Here is a 17,996-nt window from a genome sequence, read left to right as displayed (position 1 = left end):
TTGCGCCTCAGTTGACAATGAAGTCGGCATGCAGCGCGCCCGCAGCATGTATCGCCTTGAGAATATCGATCATATCGCGCGGTCGGACACCCAGTGCATTCAGCCCCGCGACGACATCCGACAGTGAAGACTCCCCTGAAACCTGCGCGAAGCCAATCCCGGGTTCTTGAGTGATTTCCGCCAGCGTGCGAGGCACGACTACGGTTTTCCCCGGTGAAAACGGGTTCGGTTGAGAGACCATCGGCGTTTCCCGAACTCGCAAGGTCAGATTGCCCTGCGAGACGGCGACACGAGAAATCCGCACATCTTCGCCCATGACGATGGTGCCCGATTTGTGATCGATCACCACTTTCGCCGCACTTTCCGGCTCGATCATCAGGTTTTCAATGCGCCCGATCAGACGCGCCGGGTTCACGTTGCCAAGAACGGACGCATCAAGCGATACCGTCCCCGAATCCAGAAGGGTGGCCAGATTCTTGCCGAATTCGCGATTGATCGCCGCTTCAACGCGAGCGGCGGTCGTGAAATCCGGCGTGCGAAGTGCCAGACGCATCTGGGTCATCGTGGAGAAGTCGAAGTTCACCTCGCGCTCGACACGCGCGCCCAAGGGAATGTTCGCTGTTGTCGGAACGCCCTGGACTACTGACGCTGCATCGCCCGACGCCGCCACCCCGCTGGACAAAACAGAACCTTGCGCGACAGCGTAAATCTCTCCGTCAGCGGCATTGAGGGGAGTCATAACTAACGTGCCGCCCAGTAGGCTTTTCGCGTCCCCGATGGCCGCCACGTTCACGTCGATCTGAGAGCCCGATCGCGCGAAGGGCGGAAGTGTTGCCGTCACAATAACCGCCGCGACGTTCTTGGGGCGGAACGCCTCGTCGGTTACATTGACACCCAGCCGCTCCAGCAGCCCGGCCATGATCTCCTCTGTGAATGGCGTATTGCGCAGGCTATCGCCCGAGCCGTTCAGGCCTACTACCAGCCCGTATCCGACCAGATCGTTGCCGCGCACGCCATCGACATTCGCAAGATCCTTAATACGGACCGGAGCGGCTTGCGCCGAAAGTGCCCAACTCAAGGTGAGCAAAAGCAGCAGAAGCAGCGACCTCATCTCAAATAATCCGTCAAGGTGAGTTTCGACAGCCGCGCCGTCAAGGCATAGAGGTTCTGTAGCCCGGCCTCGGCTTCCTTGAGCGCCGATGCTGTTTCGTATGGGTCGGCTGAAATCAGATCGAGCCGCGCAATCTGAAGCCCGGATGTTTCGGCCGAATTTCGCGTCTGCGCCTGCGCAATCGCCGCCTCGATCATTCCAACGCCTGACCGTGCGAGAATCACTTCAGTATTTCCTTCCACCAGCCGCTCGCCCGCGCTTTTGAAAAGATTGCGCAACGCGCCGGTGTCAAAGCCGAAAGATGGATCGGAGGCCACCGCCATGATCGCCATCCCTTTCAAAGCTGAGCGGAATTGTTGAGAACTCGCAGTCAGATCACTTGAAACCAAACTTTTTGCTGCCAGCGCGACCTTGGGCTGCGCGTCGTCGTTGCCAGCATAGATCACATCGCGGAAACCTCCGGCACCGTTAGGGGCGTCAAACCACCCGTCGATGGCTGCAATCATGTCGCCTGGGGTCGCAAGACCCTGAACCAATGCCTTGATGCTGGAAAGCATGTCTGCGGCCGAGGGGATCGGCGCTGTATCAATGCGTGATCCTGAAAACAGGTACTGTCCGGCAACTTCCGTGTTCAGCGCGCCAATCATTGAACTGAAATTCTCAGCCCCAGAGGCAGCCCGGATTCTAAGTTGATCGGCCGTGCCAGTCGCTGCTTCGGAAAGCAACGAAGTGCCGAGGCTGCCGGTTAACGACTGCATTGTTTCGAGTGCGTCCTGCATGCCCGAAAATCGTGCTGAGGCTTCGTTGATGCTTTGCTTGTAGGCGGTCAATGTCTGCAACCTGCCTTCGATCTGTTGCAGATATCGCAGGTCACCGCCCACGGCTTTCGGAATATCGGACTTGATTCCACTGCTGACCTCCTGCGTCAGGACGTCGAGACGGGATTTCATCGTCGCATTGGCCAGCCGAAGCTGGAAGGAGCGTGACAGGTCGCCGATGGAGGAAAAAATTGTCATGTCATTCTCAGGATGTTGTCCAGCATATCATTCGCCGCCTGAAAAACCTTTGCGTTCGCTGCATAGGCGCGCTCGAGCGCAAGCAGGTTTTCCATCTCTCTGTCAGTGTCCACGCCCTCGGACAGTAGGGTCGATTTCAGCGCGCTGAACTGGGCATTGTCCTGTGACAGAGCGGACTCCGCCCGAAGACGCGCGGTTGCGGAGAAGGAGGACAGTTCTGAAGCGAACACGGAGAGCGTGCGAGGCGATTGACTGACGCCCGTCGAGGAAGAAGTTCTTGACTGATTGAGCGCTTCTGACATTCGGATCAGAAGGCTGCTGTCCCCAAGGTTGCCAGTTGCTGCGGCGTCGATTCCGGCGCGCAGTCGCCACAATTCCCCCCCGTTCGCCGGATCTACGGAATTGGCGACCGCCAGACGGTTCGCAAGGCCAAGCTCTGAAGTTCCGGTAAAGGTCTGCTGGTTGTCCGTGAACAGGCCATGGCCACCGGGCGAAATGGAAGGATCCACGCTAGGATCGGAAAACCGATCATAGAGATCACGCGCGACCGCATCGATCTGCGTTTGCAGCTCCGGTGCAAGTCGGTCCCTGATCTCGAATTGTGCAGCAATCGAGCCACCCGCAAACATGTTGAGTTGCAGGATCGAGAGAGGCTCGCCGTCGATGCTGAGCGTCGAAAGCGTACCGTCGGAGATGGCGTCCTGAGGCGAAACCTGACCGCTGCTTACGAAGCCGATCTTGCTGGGGGTCATGCCGTCAAGCAGTACCGCGCCGCCTTTGGTGAAAAGCGAGATACGGCCGTTTTCTCGTGGAACCTCCTGAATCGCGACAATGTCCGCGATACTGTCGACGGCTTTTTGACGCGCATCCATCAAGGACGAGGCGTCGTGACCGTTCGCGAGCGTTGTCACCACCTGCCGATTGAGCTTGGCGATCTGTTCCAACGTCGTGTTCAGGTGGTCCACATCGGCTGCAATGCCGTGATCGGCATTCGTCCGAGCCGATTGGATGTCACGGGCGACGTCGTTGATCTTGCCCGCCAAGTCTTTCGCGCTTGAGAGGACTTCGGCGAGGCGGATTTCGCTGTTGGGCTGACTAGATGCAGCGATCAGTTTGGCGTCCAGACCCGCGATCAGGGAGTTTAGAGAGTTCCCGTCGTTCACGGTCCCGATCGACTTTTCCATCGAGTTATAGAAGCCCGCGAGGGCCGTGCTATTGGCGACACGGCCTTGCGAAAGCCTGTTGTCGGCCAGCAGGCTTGCGGTGACGGTACGCTGGACGCCGTCGATCTGGACCCCGCCGCCGTAGGTACGTGGCGATAGGGAAACCTCACGCCGCGCATAACCGGGCGTGAGGTTGTTGGCGAGGTTCGATGCCACGACCTCGGTGCCGCGGGACGCGGCGGTCAGGCCGGTAAGCGCGTTGGAAATTGCGGCGGACAAGCTCATGCAAATGCTCCTTGGTGTTGCGATCGAACGCTCGCGCTAGCGGGTCATCACCGCTTGATGTTGGTGGTTTCCTGCAGCATCTCGTCGACGGTCTGGATCACCTTGGCGTTCGACGAATAGGCCCGCTGGGTCTGGATAAGGTTAGTGAGCTCCGCTGCGACATCGGTGGCCGAGCCTTCGCGTGCGTAGCCTACGACTGCGCCGGTCGGACCATCACCGGCGTCCCACAGGAAGAAGGCACCGGAGTTCGGTGAGACCTGATAGGTCTGGTTGTTAAGTGCGATGAGACCGTTGGGGTTCGGGACGTCCACCAGCGGGATCTGATAGATGGTGCGGATAAAGCCGGTGTCATAGGTGGCCCGGATATAGCCGTTTTCGTCAATCTCAACTGCGGTCAGGTTGCCGACGGGGGAGCCGTTCTTGAAGATGTTCGTAGGCGCGAAGTCGTCGCTGAGCTGCGTCAGGCCGTTGGTGTCGCCCGGGCGCCCGATGGCCACGCTCATCGGGCCACCGTCAACGTTCAGCGCCAGCATCCCGGTTGCGGGATCATAGGCGCCGCCAGAGAGGGTGGTCACCGAGGCCAGAGTGCCGCCAGAGGTCTGGCTGTCACTGAAGACCAGTTCATAGGAGCCGATAAGGGATTCGTCATTGGCCGTGGCTGGGTCGTCGATGGTGGCCGAGTCGCGGATTTCGAGCGTCCAGGTGTTCGACATGCCGCTGCCGGTCGGACCGTTGATGGTCGGGGTAAAGGTCAGCGCAAGCGATTCCGAGGTGCCGAGGTTGCCAAAATATTCGACTTTCATGTTCCAAGGCTCACCCGTGCCGCCACCTGCGGTGTCCGTTGCGGGCAGGTTGATGCCGAGGTTCATGCTGGTCGTCGGGTCGGCCGAGGTCTGGTTGGCGTTGATCACCACCGGCTGCAGCCCCGAGGCCGTGTCGCGCGGCATGATCGGGATGGAGCCATCCGCGTTTGCGGGCCAGCCCATCAGCACCAGACCGGATTCGGTGCGCAGCACCCCCTGAGCGTCGGTGCGGAATGAGCCGGTCGTCGTCATCATCAGCGGACGGTCACCGGAGCCAAGCGATGCCAGCGCGACCGAGGGGATGACAGGCAGCATACCACGACCCGAGATTGCGATGTCCAGTGGATGCGAGGAGGACACCAGCGCCCCCCGCTGGTCGATGATGCGGCTGGTCAGCGCGCGCACACCGCCTGCGGAATAGACGCCCGCGCCGCGTGCCTGGTTGATGACCATGCTTTCGAAATCCGTATTCACCCGCTTGTAGCCATAAGTGCCGGAGTTCGCGATGTTGTCCGAAATGCTCGCAAGTCGCGTCGAGTTGGCTGCAAGTCCGGCAACACCGGCATTGAGTGCAGAGGAGATCGACATTCTTTTCACACCTTTCGTGAATCAGGTTCATGCAATCTGCGCGCGGCGGGTTAAAATGCTGCTAATCCGCGCGGTCTTAATTCATCGAAGCAGAATGACCTCGACACGGTTGTTGCCGGGATCCATCGGATTGCTGGAGCGGTTGCGCCGGTCGGCATAGCCGGTGACGCGCTGAATGCGTTTTTCGTTGAAACCTGCGGTTTCCAGCAGATTGCGAACGGTATGCGCCCGCGCATCCGACAGCGCCCAGACAGGCGAATGGACCAACATCTCGGGGTAGCCACGGACGTGACCCGAGATCGCGATTTCATTCTTCACGCGTCCCAGAACGCGGCTGAGGATGCCCGCAAGCTCTCGCATCGCCGGGGTGGGTTGCGCGGTGTCGCCGTCAAACAGCGGTGCGTCTTGAAGATCGGTCAATTCGATGACCAACCCTTCATCGGTCATTCGTGTCACGACGTGGCGCAGAATATTGGTCATCTGCATCGATTCGGCGCCACTGCCGGTCAGCTGGTCCTGAATATGCCGGGCCATGGCGTCAAAGCCCGACTCTTGCCCCTGACGCGCCTGAGCCAGGTATTCGTCCTTTGACGCGCCCGCGCCCTTGCCGGAGTTGGTGTCGGCATCCCTAATCTCGCCGCCATAGACGCCGTTGGCCCCTTCATTCGGGCTTTGGGTGATGGTCGGGTTGAAGTAATCGGCCAGCCCCTTGCGCTGCTTTTCCGTGGTCGCGTTCAGCAGCCACATCAGCAGGAAGAAGGCCATCATTGCCGTTACGAAATCGGCATAGGCGACCTTCCAGGCGCCGCCATGATGGCCGCCTTCCACCTTGGTGATCCGCTTGATGATGATGGGGGCGCCATCCCGATTTCCGGCCATTGAGCGCGTGTCCTTTCCGCTACATTGGGAAAGGACTAAGCCGGGGATGCTGAAAATCCAGTTAACGGCTCAAATGCGCTGCATTTCCTCCAGCAGAAGCTGGGCGGCTTTTTCGGCGATCATGATCGTCGGGCTGTTCGTATTGCCCGAGGTGATGGTCGGCATGATCGACGCATCCGCGACCATAAGTCCTTCGAATCCATTGACTTTCAGACGGGTGTCGACGACCGCCTGAGGATCAGCGCCCATGCGCGCGGTGCCAACGGGATGGAAGATGGTCGAGGCGATCCGGCCCGCCGCCTGCGCCAGTTCCTCATCGCTGTCACCGCCCGGGCCGGGCTTGAATTCCTGTGGACGATAGCGGGCCATCGGCTCTTGCGCCATGATCCGGCGGGTCAGGCGAATGGCCCGGGCCGCGACGATTCGGTCGCCCGGAGTCGACAGATAGTTCGGCGCGATGCGGGGATGGGCCAGCGGATCGGCCGAGGTGATCTGCACGCTGCCCCGGCTTTCGGGCCGCAGATGGCAGACACTGGCGGTGATGGCCGGAAAATCGTGCAGATCGTCGCCGAAGGCATCAAGGCTGAGAGGCTGGACGTGATACTCCAGATCCGGCGTCTCGATGTCGGAGGAAGATTTGGCGAAAGCGCCAAGCTGGCTGGGGGCCATGCTCATCGGGCCACGGCGGCGCAGCAGATAATCCGCGCCGATCAGGCCCTTGCCCCACCATGTCCCGGCCATCTGATTGAGGGTCTTTGCCCCCTCGACCCGATAGGCGCAGCGGATTTGCAGGTGGTCCTGCAGGTTCTCGCCCACGGCGGCGTCGCGCCGGACCTTGATCCCGTGGGATTGCAGCAGATCGGCAGGCCCGATCCCCGAAAGCTGCAGGATCTGCGGCGTCCCGATGGCCCCTGCCGAGAGGATCACCGTGCGACCATTCACGATCTGCGACGCGCCGTCCTGAAGCAGCTCCAGCCCCGTCGCGCGCCGTCCTTCGAACACGACGCGATGGACATGCTGGTCTGTCAGCACGGTGAGGTTCGGGCGCTTGATGGCCGGGCGCAGGAAGGCCTTGGCAGAGGACACCCGCCAACCCTTGCGCTGGTTCACCTTGAAATAGCCGGCGCCTTCATTGTTGCCGGTGTTGAAATCGTCGCTGGCGGGAATGCCGGCGGCCTGTGCGGCGCGGGCGAAATCGTCCAGGATGTCCCAGCGAAGCCTTTGCCGCTCGACCCGCCATTCGCCGCCTGCACCGTGGTCCTCGGAGGGGCCGTCGGCGTAATCCTCGGACTTCAGGAACAGCGGCTTGACGTCCTCCCAGCCCCAGCCGGTGCAGCCAAGCTGGCGCCAGTGGTCGTAATCGGCCGCCTGCCCGCGCAGATAGAGCATCCCGTTGATCGAGGAACAGCCGCCCAGCACGCGCCCGCGCGGATAAAGCAGCGAACGGCCATCGAGGTTTGGCTCGGCTGCGGTGCGAAAGCCCCAGTCGGTGCGGGGGTTGCCGATGCAGTAAAGATAGCCGATGGGGATGTGAATCCACGGGTAATTGTCGCGCCCGCCTGCCTCGATCAGCAGGACCTTGTGCTGCGGATTGGCCGAAAGGCGGTTGGCCAGCACGCAACCCGCCGTTCCCGCCCCGGCAATGATGAAGTCATAGATCATGCGTCCCCCCGGCAACAAATGCTAGGCAGCATCGCGGGCAGGGACAAGCGCCCTCTTGCGAGCGGCAGGGCGTAGGTTACGTTATGCCCATGATGCATGAGGGCGAATTCGACATGACGACGGGCGCGGGGCTGGTGGCCTGTCCGCGCTGCGATGCCCTGCACGTCGAAGAAGAGCTTGAGCCCGGCGAGACCGCGCGCTGCATTCGCTGCAATTCGGTGCTGGCCCGGCCGCGCCTTGGCGCGTTCACCCGCATCATCGCGCTCTCCTTCGCCTCGCTGGTGCTGCTGGTGGGCGCGGTGTTCTTTCCCTTTCTCGAGATCTCGCGCATGGGGTTTGGCAACCAGACCTCGCTTTTCGGGGTCGCGATGGCGTTTTCGCACGGGCCGCTGATGCCGCTGACGGTGGCGCTTTTGCTGACCATCGTGGGGCTTCCGGCGTTTCGCGCGATCCTGCTGGTCTATACGCTGCTGCCGCTGACGCGGGGCAAGCGCCCCTGGCGCTATGCCGTCTGGGCCTTCCGCTCATCCGAGCAGCTGCGCCCCTGGTCCATGGCCGAGATCTTTGTGATCGGCACCGCCATTGCGCTGGTCAAGGTGGGCGGTCTGGCGACCGTCAGCTTCGGGCCTGCCTTCTGGGCGTTCTGCGGGCTGATCTTTGTCAACGCCGCCAGCAATGCCTTCACTAGCGCCACGACCATCTGGGACGCGATCGAGGACGCCGGCGTCGCCACCGACGGGCGCGAGATGATGGACGGGCGGTACACGTGAAGCCATTCAAGCGCCGTGCAACCGTTGACGATGGCCATGCGCTGGTGCTGACCGCGCATCGGGCGAACCTGATCGGCTGTCGGGCCTGTGGCCGCGTCTGGCCGCAGACCGAGACCCTGTGCCAGCGCTGCGGCACCCGCCTTGTGCCGCCGGACCGGCGCTGCCTGCAGGCGGTCTGGGCGTGGTGGCTGGCGGGGCTGATCTTCTATATCCCGGCGAACCTGTTCCCGATGCTGAAGACCGCCACTTTCGGCGGCTTGCGTGGCAACAGCGAGGCGACGATTGTCGAAGGCGTCATCGAGCTGGCCAATTACGGCAGTTACGGCGTCGCGGCGGTGGTGTTTCTGGCGTCAATCGTCGTGCCGATCTCGAAATTCCTGGCCATCGCCTGGCTTGCGATGGTCGCCGGGCGTCCCGCCTCGCCCGAGGACGCGCATCGCCGCCTTTACATCCTTGAGGTCGTCGAGTTCATCGGGCGCTGGTCGATGATCGACGTGTTCATCGTGGCGATCCTGTCGGCGCTGGTGCAGCTTGGCTTCGTCGCCTCGATCCATCCCGGACCCGCAGCGGTCAGCTTCGCCCTTTCCGTGGCGTTCACCATGCTGTCGGCCCAAAGTTTCGACCCCAGGCTGATCTGGCGCGGGTTGCCCATCTACAACCGCAGGAACCGAAAGCAGTCATGACCGACACGCCTCCTCCCGAACGCCCCACCACTCCGAAACCGGCGACGGCCGTGCGCAAGACGGCTGCGCGGGCGGCGCAGGCGGGGATCTCGCTGGTGTGGCTGGTGCCGATTCTGGCGCTGGTCGTTACGCTGGGCGTTGCCTGGAACGCCTATGCCGGGCGGGGCACGCTGATCAGCGTCAATTTCCGCGATGCCACCGGCGTGACGCCGGGCGAGACGGCGTTGAAGTTCCGCGAAATCACCGTGGGCAAGGTCGAATCCGTCCGCTTCACCGAGGATCTGTCGCGCGTCGTCGTCAATGTCCGCGTCGACAAGGATGTGGCGCAGTATATCGACAATGACGCGGAATTCTGGATCGTGCGGCCGCAGGTCTCGGCGCAGGGGATCTCGCGTCTGGATACGGTGCTGACCGGGGCCTTCATCGAGGGGCATTGGGACGACAAGGTGGGTGAGCCGCAGGTCGAGTTCGCCGGGCTGGACCGCCCGCCGCTGACCAGTCTGGGCGAGCAGGGGACATGGATCGTCCTTTCCAGCGAAAACTCGACCGGGATGAGCGAGGGCGCCCCGATCATGTTCCGTGGCCTGCCCATCGGGCGGATGCAGAACCTGCGCCTGTCCGACAGCGACGAAACCGTGCTGGCCGATGTGTTCGTGCCAGCGCCCCATGACAGGCGGCTGACCTCATCGACGGTGTTCTGGGACACCTCGGGCTTCTCGGTCTCGCTGGGCTCGCAGGGGGTGTCGCTGAATGTGACCTCGCTCGCGTCGCTGCTGCAGGGCGGGGCGGAGTTTGCCACCCTGACCAGCGGCGGAGAGCCGGTCGAGGGCGGCCATGTCTATCAGCTTTACCCCGATGAGACTGCCGCCCGCGCGAACCTGTCGTCGGACGAAAGCCAGGCCGAGCGGTTGATCGTGATGATCGACGGGTCGGTCAAGGGGCTGGCGACGGGCGCGAATGTGCAGTTCATGGGCCTGACCGTGGGCCGCGTGACCGATATTGCCGCGCGGATCGACCCGGTCGAGGGGCAGGGCCCGGCCCGCGTGCGCCAGCAGATCACGCTGGCGCTGACGCCCAGCCGTCTGGGCCTGTCGGGCGACAGCACGCATGAGCAATTTCTGGACTTCATGGCCGAACAGGTCGTCGACGGCCTGCGGGCCCGCGTTTCCAGCGCCGGTTTCTTCGGCACCTCGCTGGAGATCGAGCTGATCGACCTGCCCGACCAGCCTGAAGCGACGCTGGACCTGGCGGCCCAGCCCTATCCGCAGATCCCGGCAGGCCCGTCGGATATCGCGGATTTCACCGGCTCGGCGCAGGGTTTCCTGGCGCGCGTCGGCGATCTGCCCATCGAGGAGGCGCTGAAATCGGCGACCGACATGATGAACTCGATCACCGCCATCGCCAGCAACGAGGACACCCGCGCCATTCCGGGCGCGCTGCGCCAGACCATCGAAGAGACGCAGGCCGCTGTGGGCGAGGTCAAATCGGCCACCGCCGAACTGCGGGAATCGGGTGTGCTGACGCAGCTGCGCGGCATGGTCGATGAGGCCTCGGCGGCTGCCGAGGCGGTGCGTCTTGCCGCCGCCGATGTGCCCGCCATGGTCGAACAGATCGACGCCGCCGCCGCCAAGGTGGGCGAGGTCGATTTCGCATCTCTCGGCACCGAGGCCGAGGGCATTCTGGCCGATCTGCGCGCCATGCTGGGTTCGGAAGATGCCGAGCAGCTGCCCCGGAACCTGTCGGATACGCTGAAGGCGGCCTCGGGCCTTCTGAACGAGCTGCGCGACGGCAATGCCGCGGGCAGCCTGAACGAGGCGCTGGCCTCGGCCAAGACGGCGTCGGATGAGGTGGCCGAGGCCGCCAAGCGCATGCCGGAACTGGCCGCACGGCTGGAACGTCTGGCCGGACGCGCCGAGGCGGTGATTGCCGCCTATGGCGACCGCTCGGCCTTCAACAACGAGGCGGTCAGCCTTCTGCGTGAGGCGCGCCGGGCGGCGAATGCCTTCGGCACGCTGGCGCGCACCATCGAACGCAACCCGCAAGCCTTCATTCTGGGACGATAAGATGCGAAAAATCCTGATCTCTGCCTGCATGCTTGGCCTGATCGCCGGTTGCTCGAACGGCGAAAAGACCGCGCGCTTCCTGATCGACCCGCCCGTCCCGGCCGAGCGTGTGGCGAACCGGCTGGGCACAGCCGAGCTGAAGGACGTGTCCCTGCCCGAATATGCCGCTGCCGGAGAGGTCGCCTGGCAGACCAGCGACGGCGCGGTGCGCTCGAACACCAAGCAGCTTTGGGCGGACAACCCGCAGCGGGCCTTCACCCTGACGCTGGCGCGGACGATCTCTGACATCTCGGGCGCGACAGTGATCGCCGAGCCCTGGCCCTTGGCCGAGCCGCCGCGTCGCCGGGTCGAGGTGCGGGTTGAGAAGGCGCTGGCGCAGGCCGACGGCATCTATCGCCTCAGCGGGCGCTATTTCGTCGCCGATGAGGCCTCGGGTGGCGCGAACCAGTCGCGCAGCTTCGACATTCAGGTGCCGATGCCCGATCAGAAGCCCGGCACGGTCGCGCAGGTGCAGTCGCAGGCAATCTCGCAGCTGGCACGGCAAATCGCGACGCTGGGCGGGCCGGGAAGCTCGGTCCGGACGTCGTCTGCGCCGGTCGTCGACATCTTCTCGCAGCCGCTGCCGCCTTTGGAGAATTTCTAGGCCGGTTGCGGCGGCGACATCGCCTCGATCATCGCGCCGTGCAGGCCCGGCGCGGCAATGACCAGCCCGTCCAGCATCATCCGCTGCGTGTTGAAGCGCATTGGGCGACCGCCCAGGGCGGTGACGCGGCATCCGGCGCGTTCGGCGATCAGGCTGCCCGCCGCGATGTCCCATTCCCATGCGGCGCGCGTGGACAGCGCCGCGTTGAAGCGCCCCTCGGCCACCAGACACAGCCGCCAGGCCAGCGAGGGGCGGAATTCCCGCGTCACCGGCGGCACCTGGCCGCGCCAGAAGACCGGGTCGAGGCTGGGCTTGCCGGTCAGGACGGTGGCCCCTTGCAGCGCATGTTCGACCGGGGCGATGGGCTTGCCGTTTAGCCGCGCGGGGCTGTCGGCCTCGGCGCTGTAGGTCATGGCGCGGGCGGGCAGATGCACGACGCCTGCGGTGATCCGGTCCTCGGTCGCAATGGCCAGGGAATGCGAGAACCCCTCTTGCCCGGCGATGAAGGCCCGCGTTCCATCAATCGGGTCGATGATGAAGCAATGCCGCGCATCCAGCCGCGACGGGTCGTCGACGCTTTCCTCGCTGAGCCAGCCATAATCGGGCCGGGCCGAGCGCAACACGTCCTCAAGATAATCGTTCACCGCCAGATCGGCCTCGGTCACCGGCCCGGCGTCATCGTCTTTTTCCCAGGCCTGCGGGTCCTTGCGCCAATAGCGCATGGCGATCTTGCCGGCCTCGACGGCGGCATGCTCCAGCAGGGTCAGGTCAGTCACCCGCAACGGTCATTCCTTCCACCAGCAGGCTGGGCACAGACATGCCGCGCCATGCGATCAGGTCATTGGCGGGGGTCAGACGCATCAGCATATCGCGCAGATTGCCCGCGATGGTGCATTCATTGACCGGATAGGCGATCTCTCCATTCTCGATCCAGAACCCGGCGGCCCCGCGCGAGTAATCGCCCGTCGTGGAGTTGATCGAGGCCCCCAGCATCGAGGTGACCAGAAGGCCACGCCCCATCTGCGCTGCCAGTTCCGCAGGCGTATGCGTGCCGGGCGTCATCAGCACATTGGTCAGGCCGGGGCTGGGCGGGCTGCTGGTGCCGCGCATCGCATTCGCGGTCGAGGGCAGGCCCAGCTTGCGTCCGGTGGACAGGTCCAGCGTCCAGCTGGTCAGCACGCCGTCCTGAACGAAGCTGCGGGGGGCGGTCGGCAGCCCCTCGGCATCGAAGATGCGCGAGCTGCCGAAGCGCGGAATATGCGGGTCCTCGCGCAGGTCGATCCCGGCAGGCAGGACCTGTTCGCCCATGGCATCGCGCAGCCAGCTTGCGCCGCGCGCAACGGCCGCGCCATTCACCGCCGACAGAAGATGCCCGATCAGCCCCGAGGCCACGCGTTCATCATAAAGGATCGGGAAGGTGCCGGTCGGCGGCTTGCGCGCGCCGCGACGGCTGACGGTGCGCTCTGCGGCCAGTTGGCCGATCTCTTCGGGTGAGGGCATGTCGCTGAAATGGACGCGGGATTCCCCGGCCCAGTCGCGCTCCATCGCGGTGCCGCTGCCGGTGATCGCGATGGTCGAGAGCGAATGCCCCGTGCGGCCCAGCCCGGCGGAAAACCCGTTGCTGGTGGCGAGCCACATGCGCCGCTGCGATTGGACGGCACCAGCGCTTTCGACCGTGCTGATGCCGTCAACGGCCAGGGCCGCAGCCTCGGCGCGCAGGGCCAGTTCCTGCAAGGCTTCGGGGGTGGGGGGCGTCTCGTGGTCGTAAAGGTCCAGCGCCGCGGTGTCGGTGGACTTCGCCAGCTCATCCGGCTCGGCCAGACCCAGCGTGTCATCGACCGGAGCTTCGCGCGCCATGGCGGCGGCACGTTCGGCGATTTCCTGAATGGTGCGCTCTGAATGGTCCGAGGCTGACACGGTGGCCTGACGTCCGCCCAGCAGCACCCGCAAGCCGATCTCGACCCCCTCGGCGCGCTCGGCATGCTCGAGCTGGCCCGCGCGCACGTCGATCGAGACGGCGGTCGCCTCAAGCGCGATCGCGTCGACCTGATCGGCACCGGCCTTGCGGGCTGCGTCCAGCAACTGCCGGGTCAGGCCCTCCAGCTTGTCAAATCCGTTCATGTCATTCCCCCAAAAGAATCGCGCCGCGATAGGAAAAGGGCCGGGACAATGCCCGGCCCCCATTCCTGATTTGCCTGCTTACTGGATCTGTTGTCCATTCGCAAAGATCGAGCCACCTTCCTTGAACTCCAGATCGGTGGTCTGGATGTTCGGGTCGCTGGCGTCGGGCTTGGCGAACATCGCCAGCATCATGCGCACGCCGGACAGCTGTTCGGCAGGGATGAAGCCGGTCTTGCCCAGATTGTCCAGAAGACCGTTCAGGTTCTCGTAACGAGCCTTGATCGTGCCGACCGGGGTCGAGATGTCGCCACCTTCCGGCGCGGCCAGATCACCCGTGGCTTCGGCTTTCGCACCCAGCAGGCTCAGCGCCAGACGGTTCAGCGTCACCTGGCTGGGCATGAAGGGCGAGGCTTCGGCGCTCTGCGCGGCCGGGTCCAGCAGATCCGCCTGAACGTCGGCCTTGCCGGTCACGTCCAGCTCCAGCGTTGCGGGATCGCGCGGCAGGGCCTTCTGCGCGTCGAAGAGGTTCCAGATCTCATCCGAGAGGGTCAGGTTGACCAGCGAATAGGCGATCTTGAAGGGCTGCGCATCGTCCGACTTCATGACCGGGATCTGAATGTCGAAGGTGCCGCTTTCGACGCCATAGGACAGCGGGAACGGGAATTGCGGGACCTGGATCTCGGCGGTGACGGCGTCCGAGCCGCCCTGATAGACCAGACCGTCCTGCGACATGCCGAAGCTCAGCTCGAAGCCCTTGCCGTCCGATTTGCCCGACATCTGCTGGGCAGCGCCGTTTTCGTCCTTCATGCTCGAGGCGAAGTTCGTCACCGCAGCGCCCGCCTTCAGGGTGCCCTGAACGGACATGCCTTCTTTCAGCGCAGCGTTCATGTCGGCTTCGGTGCCGAACATGCCGGGCTTGGCCGCGATGTCGCCGGTGGTCTCAAGACCCTCGACCGAGCCGTCGAAGGTGACGGATTCGTCGGCATTGCCTTTGAAATCACCTTTGAAGTCGGCTTTTTCCGTCTTCATCGCATAGGTGTATTTCTTCAGATCGCCCGCCACGGTCTCCATCGAGCCGGTGCTGTTCGTCAGCGTGACTTCCATGGGCTTCGTCATCTCGGCATCGCCGGTTTTCAGGCGATCCAGATTCAGAACGAGGGTCGGGTAGGTGAATTCATGCGTCATCGCCTCGACACTGCCCGAGGTGACGATCTCGTTGTTGGGCATGCTGGCGCTGAAATCGGCCTCGACCTTGTCAGCCGGGGTGGCCGGGTCGGTTTCCGGGGCATCGGGGCCGACATAGGTGCCGCTCAGCGTGTCGGCATAGACCGTGCGGACCTTGCCGTCCCCGGTGTTGTGCAGCTCGATGGTCGGCACGGTGAACTTCAGCTCACCCGACTGCGGTTCGCTGAACGCAAACACGACATCGCGCACGGTCAGGGTCTCGCCCGCCAGATCGCGGCTGCCTTCGGTCACGGTATAGCCGGTCGACTGATAGTACTCTACCCAAGCCTGCCAGACCTGTTCCGCCGTCACGTCTGCAAAAGCCGGCATCGTCATCGCTGCCAGTGCGATGGCCGAGCTTGTCAGTCTGAGGGTCATGTCTTTACCTTTCAAAAACGCATGCCGCTAACTTTAACTTGCGGTTTTTTGCCATAACGGACGGGACAGTCCAAGGAGGATATCGTGATTGTGAGCCAAATCCGTGAGGATCAGGCGATCTGCCGTCTCTCACGCCCGGAAAAGGCGAACTCGCTGACCGCGCGGATGCTGGAGGAACTGACCGAGGCGCTTGAAAAGATTGCCGAAAGCAATGTGCGCTCGATGATCCTGACGGGTGAGGGCAAGGTCTTCTCGGCGGGCGCGGATCTGGATGAGGCGCGGGCCGGGCTGGCGCGATCCCCCCTGTGGGAGCAATTGTCGAGCCGGATGGCGACGATGCCCTGCCTGACGATTGCCGCTTTGAACGGCACGGTCGCCGGGGGCGCGATGGGCATGGTGCTGGCCTGCGACCTGCGCATCGCCGTGACTGATGCGAAATTCTTCTATCCTGTCATGCGCTTGGGCTTTCTGCCGCAGCCCAGCGACCCGCCCCGGCTTTCGGCGCTGGTCGGGCCGTCGCGGGCGCGCATGATCCTGATGGCCGGTCAGAAGATCCCGGCTGAGGAGGCGCTGGCCTGGGGCCTCATCGACCGCATCAGCCCGGCCGAGACGCTGATGCAGGATGCCCAGGCCCTGACCGCAGATGTCCGCGAGGCCAGCCCCGAACATGTCGCCGCGATCAAGCGGATGACGATGCAGGAATAGCGCGGCAGGAATGGCATCCGGGCCCGGCGACAGGATGTGCGGGGCCCGGCAGCCTGAATGCGGTCAGGCGTAGACCGACTGCTTGTTGAAGTGCTGGCACAGCAGGTAATAGACGACCGCGCGGTATTTGTTGCGGTTCGCGCTGCCGTACTGGTCCATGACCTTGGCGATGGCGCTGTCCAGTTCGGGGCCATTGCTGAGGCCCAGCTTCTTGACCAGATAGTTGGTCTTGACGCGCTCAACCTCTTCCTTGTCCGAACCGGCGACGGTTTCGCTGTCGGCATTGTAGATCGAGGGGCCGCAGCCGATGGTGACCTTGGTCAGCAGGTCCATATCGACGGCGACGCCGATCTTGTCCTTCAGATCGGCGGCATATTTCGCAATCAGATCGTCACGCTTGCTCATCGGCATCTTCTCCCAGAGCTGTTGCATATCCGGGAGAAGACTATCCGACTGATTCGAAAGTGCAAACGAAACCGTTGCGTCCTTAGTAGCGGTAGTGATCCGACTTGAACGGACCTTCGGGCGTCACGCCGATATAGTCGGCCTGCTCGTTCGAAAGCTTCGTCAGCTTGACGCCGATCTTGTCCAGATGCAGGCGCGCGACCTTTTCATCCAGTGCTTTCGGCAGGATGTAAACGCCGGGCTGGTATTCGTCGCCCTTGGTCCACAGCTCGATCTGCGCCAGCGTCTGGTTGGTGAAGCTGGCCGACATCACGAAGCTGGGGTGGCCGGTGGCGTTGCCGAGGTTCAGAAGGCGCCCTTCGGACAGCAGGATGATCCGCGCGCCCGAGGGCATCTCGATCATGTCCACCTGGTCCTTGATGTTGGTCCATTTGTGGTTCTTCAGGCTGGCGACCTGAATTTCATTGTCGAAATGGCCGATGTTGCCGACGATGGCCATGTCCTTCATCTCGCGCATATGCTCGATGCGGATCACGTCCTTGTTGCCGGTGGTGGTGATGAAGATGTCGGCACTGCCGACCACATCTTCCAGCACCACGACCTCGAACCCGTCCATGGCGGCCTGCAGCGCGCAGATCGGATCGACCTCGGTCACCTTCACGCGGGCACCCGCGCCCTGAAGCGAGGCGGCCGAACCCTTGCCCACGTCGCCATAGCCGCAGACGACGGCGACCTTGCCCGCCATCATCACATCGGTGGCGCGGCGGATGCCGTCGACCAGCGATTCCTTGCAGCCGTATTTGTTGTCGAATTTCGACTTGGTGACGCTGTCGTTCACGTTGATCGCCGGGAAGGGCAGCAGGCCCTTCTTGTGCAGATCGTAAAGGCGGTGGACGCCGGTGGTGGTTTCCTCGGAAACGCCCTGGATCGCCTCACGCTGCTTGGTGAACCAGCCCGGCGATTGCGCCAGACGCTTCTTGATCTGCGCAAACAGCGCCTCTTCCTCTTCGCTGGTCGGCGTCTCGATCAGCCCGGTCTCACCGGCTTCGACGCGCGCACCCATCAGGATGTACATGGTCGCGTCGCCACCATCGTCGAGGATCATGTTCGCCGTGCCCTCGGCGAACTGGAAGATCTGGTCGGTATAGGACCAGTATTCCGGCAGCGTCTCGCCCTTGATGGCAAAGACCGGGATGCCTGCCTTGGCGATCGCCGCAGCCGCGTGATCCTGGGTCGAGAAGATGTTGCACGAGGCCCAGCGGACCTCGGCGCCCAGGGCCACCAGCGTTTCGATCAGCACAGCGGTCTGGATGGTCATATGCAGCGAACCGGCGATGCGCGCACCGGCCAGCGGCTTCGATTGGCCGTATTCGGCCCGCAGGGACATCAGGCCCGGCATTTCGGTTTCGGCGATATCCAGCTCTTTGCGGCCGAACTCGGCAAGAGAAATATCACGGACGATGTAGTCGGTCATTGGCTTTAGCCCCGCGTTCAGTT

The 17,996-nt window shown here is 63.5% G+C and carries 16 protein-coding genes; 5 read left to right on the top strand and 11 right to left on the bottom strand.

The window, feature by feature from the left end; all coding sequences use genetic code 11:
- Positions 1-7: 7 nt before the first annotated feature.
- The 6 genes from IQ24_RS11875 to IQ24_RS11850 all read right to left on the bottom strand — a co-directional run bounded on the left by IQ24_RS11875 (position 8) and on the right by IQ24_RS11850 (position 7,507).
- A complete protein-coding gene (locus IQ24_RS11875; RefSeq protein ID WP_145398182.1) occupies positions 8-1,111 on the bottom strand; it encodes a flagellar basal body P-ring protein FlgI in 1,104 nt (367 codons plus the stop codon).
- Positions 1,108-2,127 carry a flagellar hook protein gene (locus tag IQ24_RS11870; protein ID WP_145398181.1) on the bottom strand — a complete coding sequence of 340 codons (1,020 nt, stop codon included), beginning with the start codon at positions 2,125-2,127 and terminating at the stop codon, positions 1,108-1,110. Before IQ24_RS11870 ends, IQ24_RS11875 begins: the two co-directional genes overlap by 4 nt.
- Complete coding sequence (gene flgK / locus IQ24_RS11865) at positions 2,124-3,575, bottom strand: flagellar hook-associated protein FlgK (RefSeq protein ID WP_145398180.1); 1,452 nt, start codon at positions 3,573-3,575, stop codon at positions 2,124-2,126. Before flgK ends, IQ24_RS11870 begins: the two co-directional genes overlap by 4 nt.
- Before the next feature lie 47 nt (positions 3,576-3,622).
- Positions 3,623-4,966 (bottom strand): flagellar hook protein FlgE, encoded by a 1,344-nt coding sequence (locus IQ24_RS11860; RefSeq protein WP_145398179.1) that lies wholly within the window; start codon positions 4,964-4,966, stop codon positions 3,623-3,625.
- A gap of 81 nt (positions 4,967-5,047) precedes the next feature.
- Positions 5,048-5,845 (bottom strand): flagellar motor protein MotB, encoded by a 798-nt coding sequence (locus tag IQ24_RS11855; protein WP_145398178.1) that lies wholly within the window; start codon positions 5,843-5,845, stop codon positions 5,048-5,050.
- 69 nt (positions 5,846-5,914) lie between these two features.
- Entirely contained in the window at positions 5,915-7,507 is a 1,593-nt protein-coding gene (locus tag IQ24_RS11850; protein WP_145398177.1) for a GMC family oxidoreductase, read from the bottom strand.
- A gap of 83 nt (positions 7,508-7,590) precedes the next feature.
- Between IQ24_RS11850 and IQ24_RS11845 the strand changes: the two genes are divergently transcribed.
- From IQ24_RS11845 to IQ24_RS11830, 4 genes are read left to right on the top strand one after another with little or no spacing between them, the layout of a single operon-like run.
- Positions 7,591-8,277: a paraquat-inducible protein A gene (locus IQ24_RS11845; protein WP_242008120.1), complete on the top strand. Its 687-nt coding sequence runs from the start codon at positions 7,591-7,593 to the stop codon at positions 8,275-8,277.
- Positions 8,274-8,960, top strand: coding sequence for a paraquat-inducible protein A (locus IQ24_RS11840; RefSeq protein ID WP_242008118.1), 687 nt, complete (start codon positions 8,274-8,276; stop codon positions 8,958-8,960). Before IQ24_RS11845 ends, IQ24_RS11840 begins: the two co-directional genes overlap by 4 nt.
- On the top strand, positions 8,957-11,023 hold the full coding sequence (locus IQ24_RS11835) for a PqiB family protein (RefSeq protein ID WP_145398176.1): 2,067 nt from the start codon (positions 8,957-8,959) through the stop codon (positions 11,021-11,023). Before IQ24_RS11840 ends, IQ24_RS11835 begins: the two co-directional genes overlap by 4 nt.
- 1 nt (position 11,024) lies before the next feature.
- A complete protein-coding gene (locus IQ24_RS11830; protein ID WP_145398175.1) occupies positions 11,025-11,666 on the top strand; it encodes a PqiC family protein in 642 nt (213 codons plus the stop codon).
- Here the strand turns inward: IQ24_RS11830 and IQ24_RS11825 are convergent.
- The 3 genes from IQ24_RS11825 to IQ24_RS11815 form a co-directional block, all read right to left on the bottom strand.
- A complete protein-coding gene (locus tag IQ24_RS11825) occupies positions 11,663-12,448 on the bottom strand; it encodes a 3'(2'),5'-bisphosphate nucleotidase CysQ (protein WP_145398174.1) in 786 nt (261 codons plus the stop codon). The two genes, IQ24_RS11830 and IQ24_RS11825, sit on opposite strands and share 4 nt — an antisense overlap.
- Positions 12,435-13,787 (bottom strand): TldD/PmbA family protein, encoded by a 1,353-nt coding sequence (locus tag IQ24_RS11820; RefSeq protein WP_145398173.1) that lies wholly within the window; start codon positions 13,785-13,787, stop codon positions 12,435-12,437. The genes IQ24_RS11825 and IQ24_RS11820 overlap by 14 nt, the downstream gene beginning before the upstream one ends.
- A gap of 78 nt (positions 13,788-13,865) precedes the next feature.
- Positions 13,866-15,389, bottom strand: coding sequence for a DUF2125 domain-containing protein (locus tag IQ24_RS11815; RefSeq protein WP_145398172.1), 1,524 nt, complete (start codon positions 15,387-15,389; stop codon positions 13,866-13,868).
- Positions 15,390-15,473: 84 nt separating this feature from the next.
- Here IQ24_RS11815 and IQ24_RS11810 point away from each other — a divergent pair, with 84 nt between their 5' ends.
- Positions 15,474-16,094, top strand: a complete 621-nt coding sequence (locus IQ24_RS11810) for an enoyl-CoA hydratase/isomerase family protein (RefSeq protein ID WP_145398171.1) — start codon at positions 15,474-15,476, stop codon at positions 16,092-16,094.
- Between the two features lie 63 nt (positions 16,095-16,157).
- Here IQ24_RS11810 and IQ24_RS11805 read toward each other — a convergent pair whose 3' ends face one another.
- Together IQ24_RS11805 and ahcY are read right to left on the bottom strand one after the other, a co-directional pair.
- A complete protein-coding gene (locus IQ24_RS11805) occupies positions 16,158-16,499 on the bottom strand; it encodes a DUF2853 family protein (RefSeq protein ID WP_145398170.1) in 342 nt (113 codons plus the stop codon).
- 82 nt (positions 16,500-16,581) lie between these two features.
- Positions 16,582-17,973: an adenosylhomocysteinase gene (gene ahcY, locus IQ24_RS11800; RefSeq protein ID WP_145398169.1), complete on the bottom strand. Its 1,392-nt coding sequence runs from the start codon at positions 17,971-17,973 to the stop codon at positions 16,582-16,584.
- Positions 17,974-17,996 lie beyond the last annotated feature (23 nt).

Origin of the sequence: Paracoccus sulfuroxidans, from assembly GCF_007830335.1 — a bacterium.
GTDB classification, from domain to species: Bacteria; Pseudomonadota; Alphaproteobacteria; order Rhodobacterales; family Rhodobacteraceae; genus Paracoccus; species Paracoccus sulfuroxidans.
Note: the sequence above shows the minus strand (reverse complement) of the source record. Positions and strands in the feature narration are given on the sequence as shown.

Coding starts and splice junctions, on each gene's coding strand:
- IQ24_RS11875 (WP_145398182.1), bottom strand. CDS start 1,111: ATGAGGTCGCTGCTTCTGCTGCTTTTGCTCACCTTGAGTTGGGCACTT.
- IQ24_RS11870 (WP_145398181.1), bottom strand. CDS start 2,127: ATGACAATTTTTTCCTCCATCGGCGACCTGTCACGCTCCTTCCAGCTT.
- flgK (WP_145398180.1), bottom strand. CDS start 3,575: ATGAGCTTGTCCGCCGCAATTTCCAACGCGCTTACCGGCCTGACCGCC.
- IQ24_RS11860 (WP_145398179.1), bottom strand. CDS start 4,966: ATGTCGATCTCCTCTGCACTCAATGCCGGTGTTGCCGGACTTGCAGCC.
- IQ24_RS11855 (WP_145398178.1), bottom strand. CDS start 5,845: ATGGCCGGAAATCGGGATGGCGCCCCCATCATCATCAAGCGGATCACC.
- IQ24_RS11850 (WP_145398177.1), bottom strand. CDS start 7,507: ATGATCTATGACTTCATCATTGCCGGGGCGGGAACGGCGGGTTGCGTG.
- IQ24_RS11845 (WP_242008120.1), top strand. CDS start 7,591: ATGCCCATGATGCATGAGGGCGAATTCGACATGACGACGGGCGCGGGG.
- IQ24_RS11835 (WP_145398176.1), top strand. CDS start 8,957: ATGACCGACACGCCTCCTCCCGAACGCCCCACCACTCCGAAACCGGCG.
- IQ24_RS11830 (WP_145398175.1), top strand. CDS start 11,025: ATGCGAAAAATCCTGATCTCTGCCTGCATGCTTGGCCTGATCGCCGGT.
- IQ24_RS11820 (WP_145398173.1), bottom strand. CDS start 13,787: ATGAACGGATTTGACAAGCTGGAGGGCCTGACCCGGCAGTTGCTGGAC.
- IQ24_RS11815 (WP_145398172.1), bottom strand. CDS start 15,389: ATGACCCTCAGACTGACAAGCTCGGCCATCGCACTGGCAGCGATGACG.
- IQ24_RS11805 (WP_145398170.1), bottom strand. CDS start 16,499: ATGAGCAAGCGTGACGATCTGATTGCGAAATATGCCGCCGATCTGAAG.
- ahcY (WP_145398169.1), bottom strand. CDS start 17,973: ATGACCGACTACATCGTCCGTGATATTTCTCTTGCCGAGTTCGGCCGC.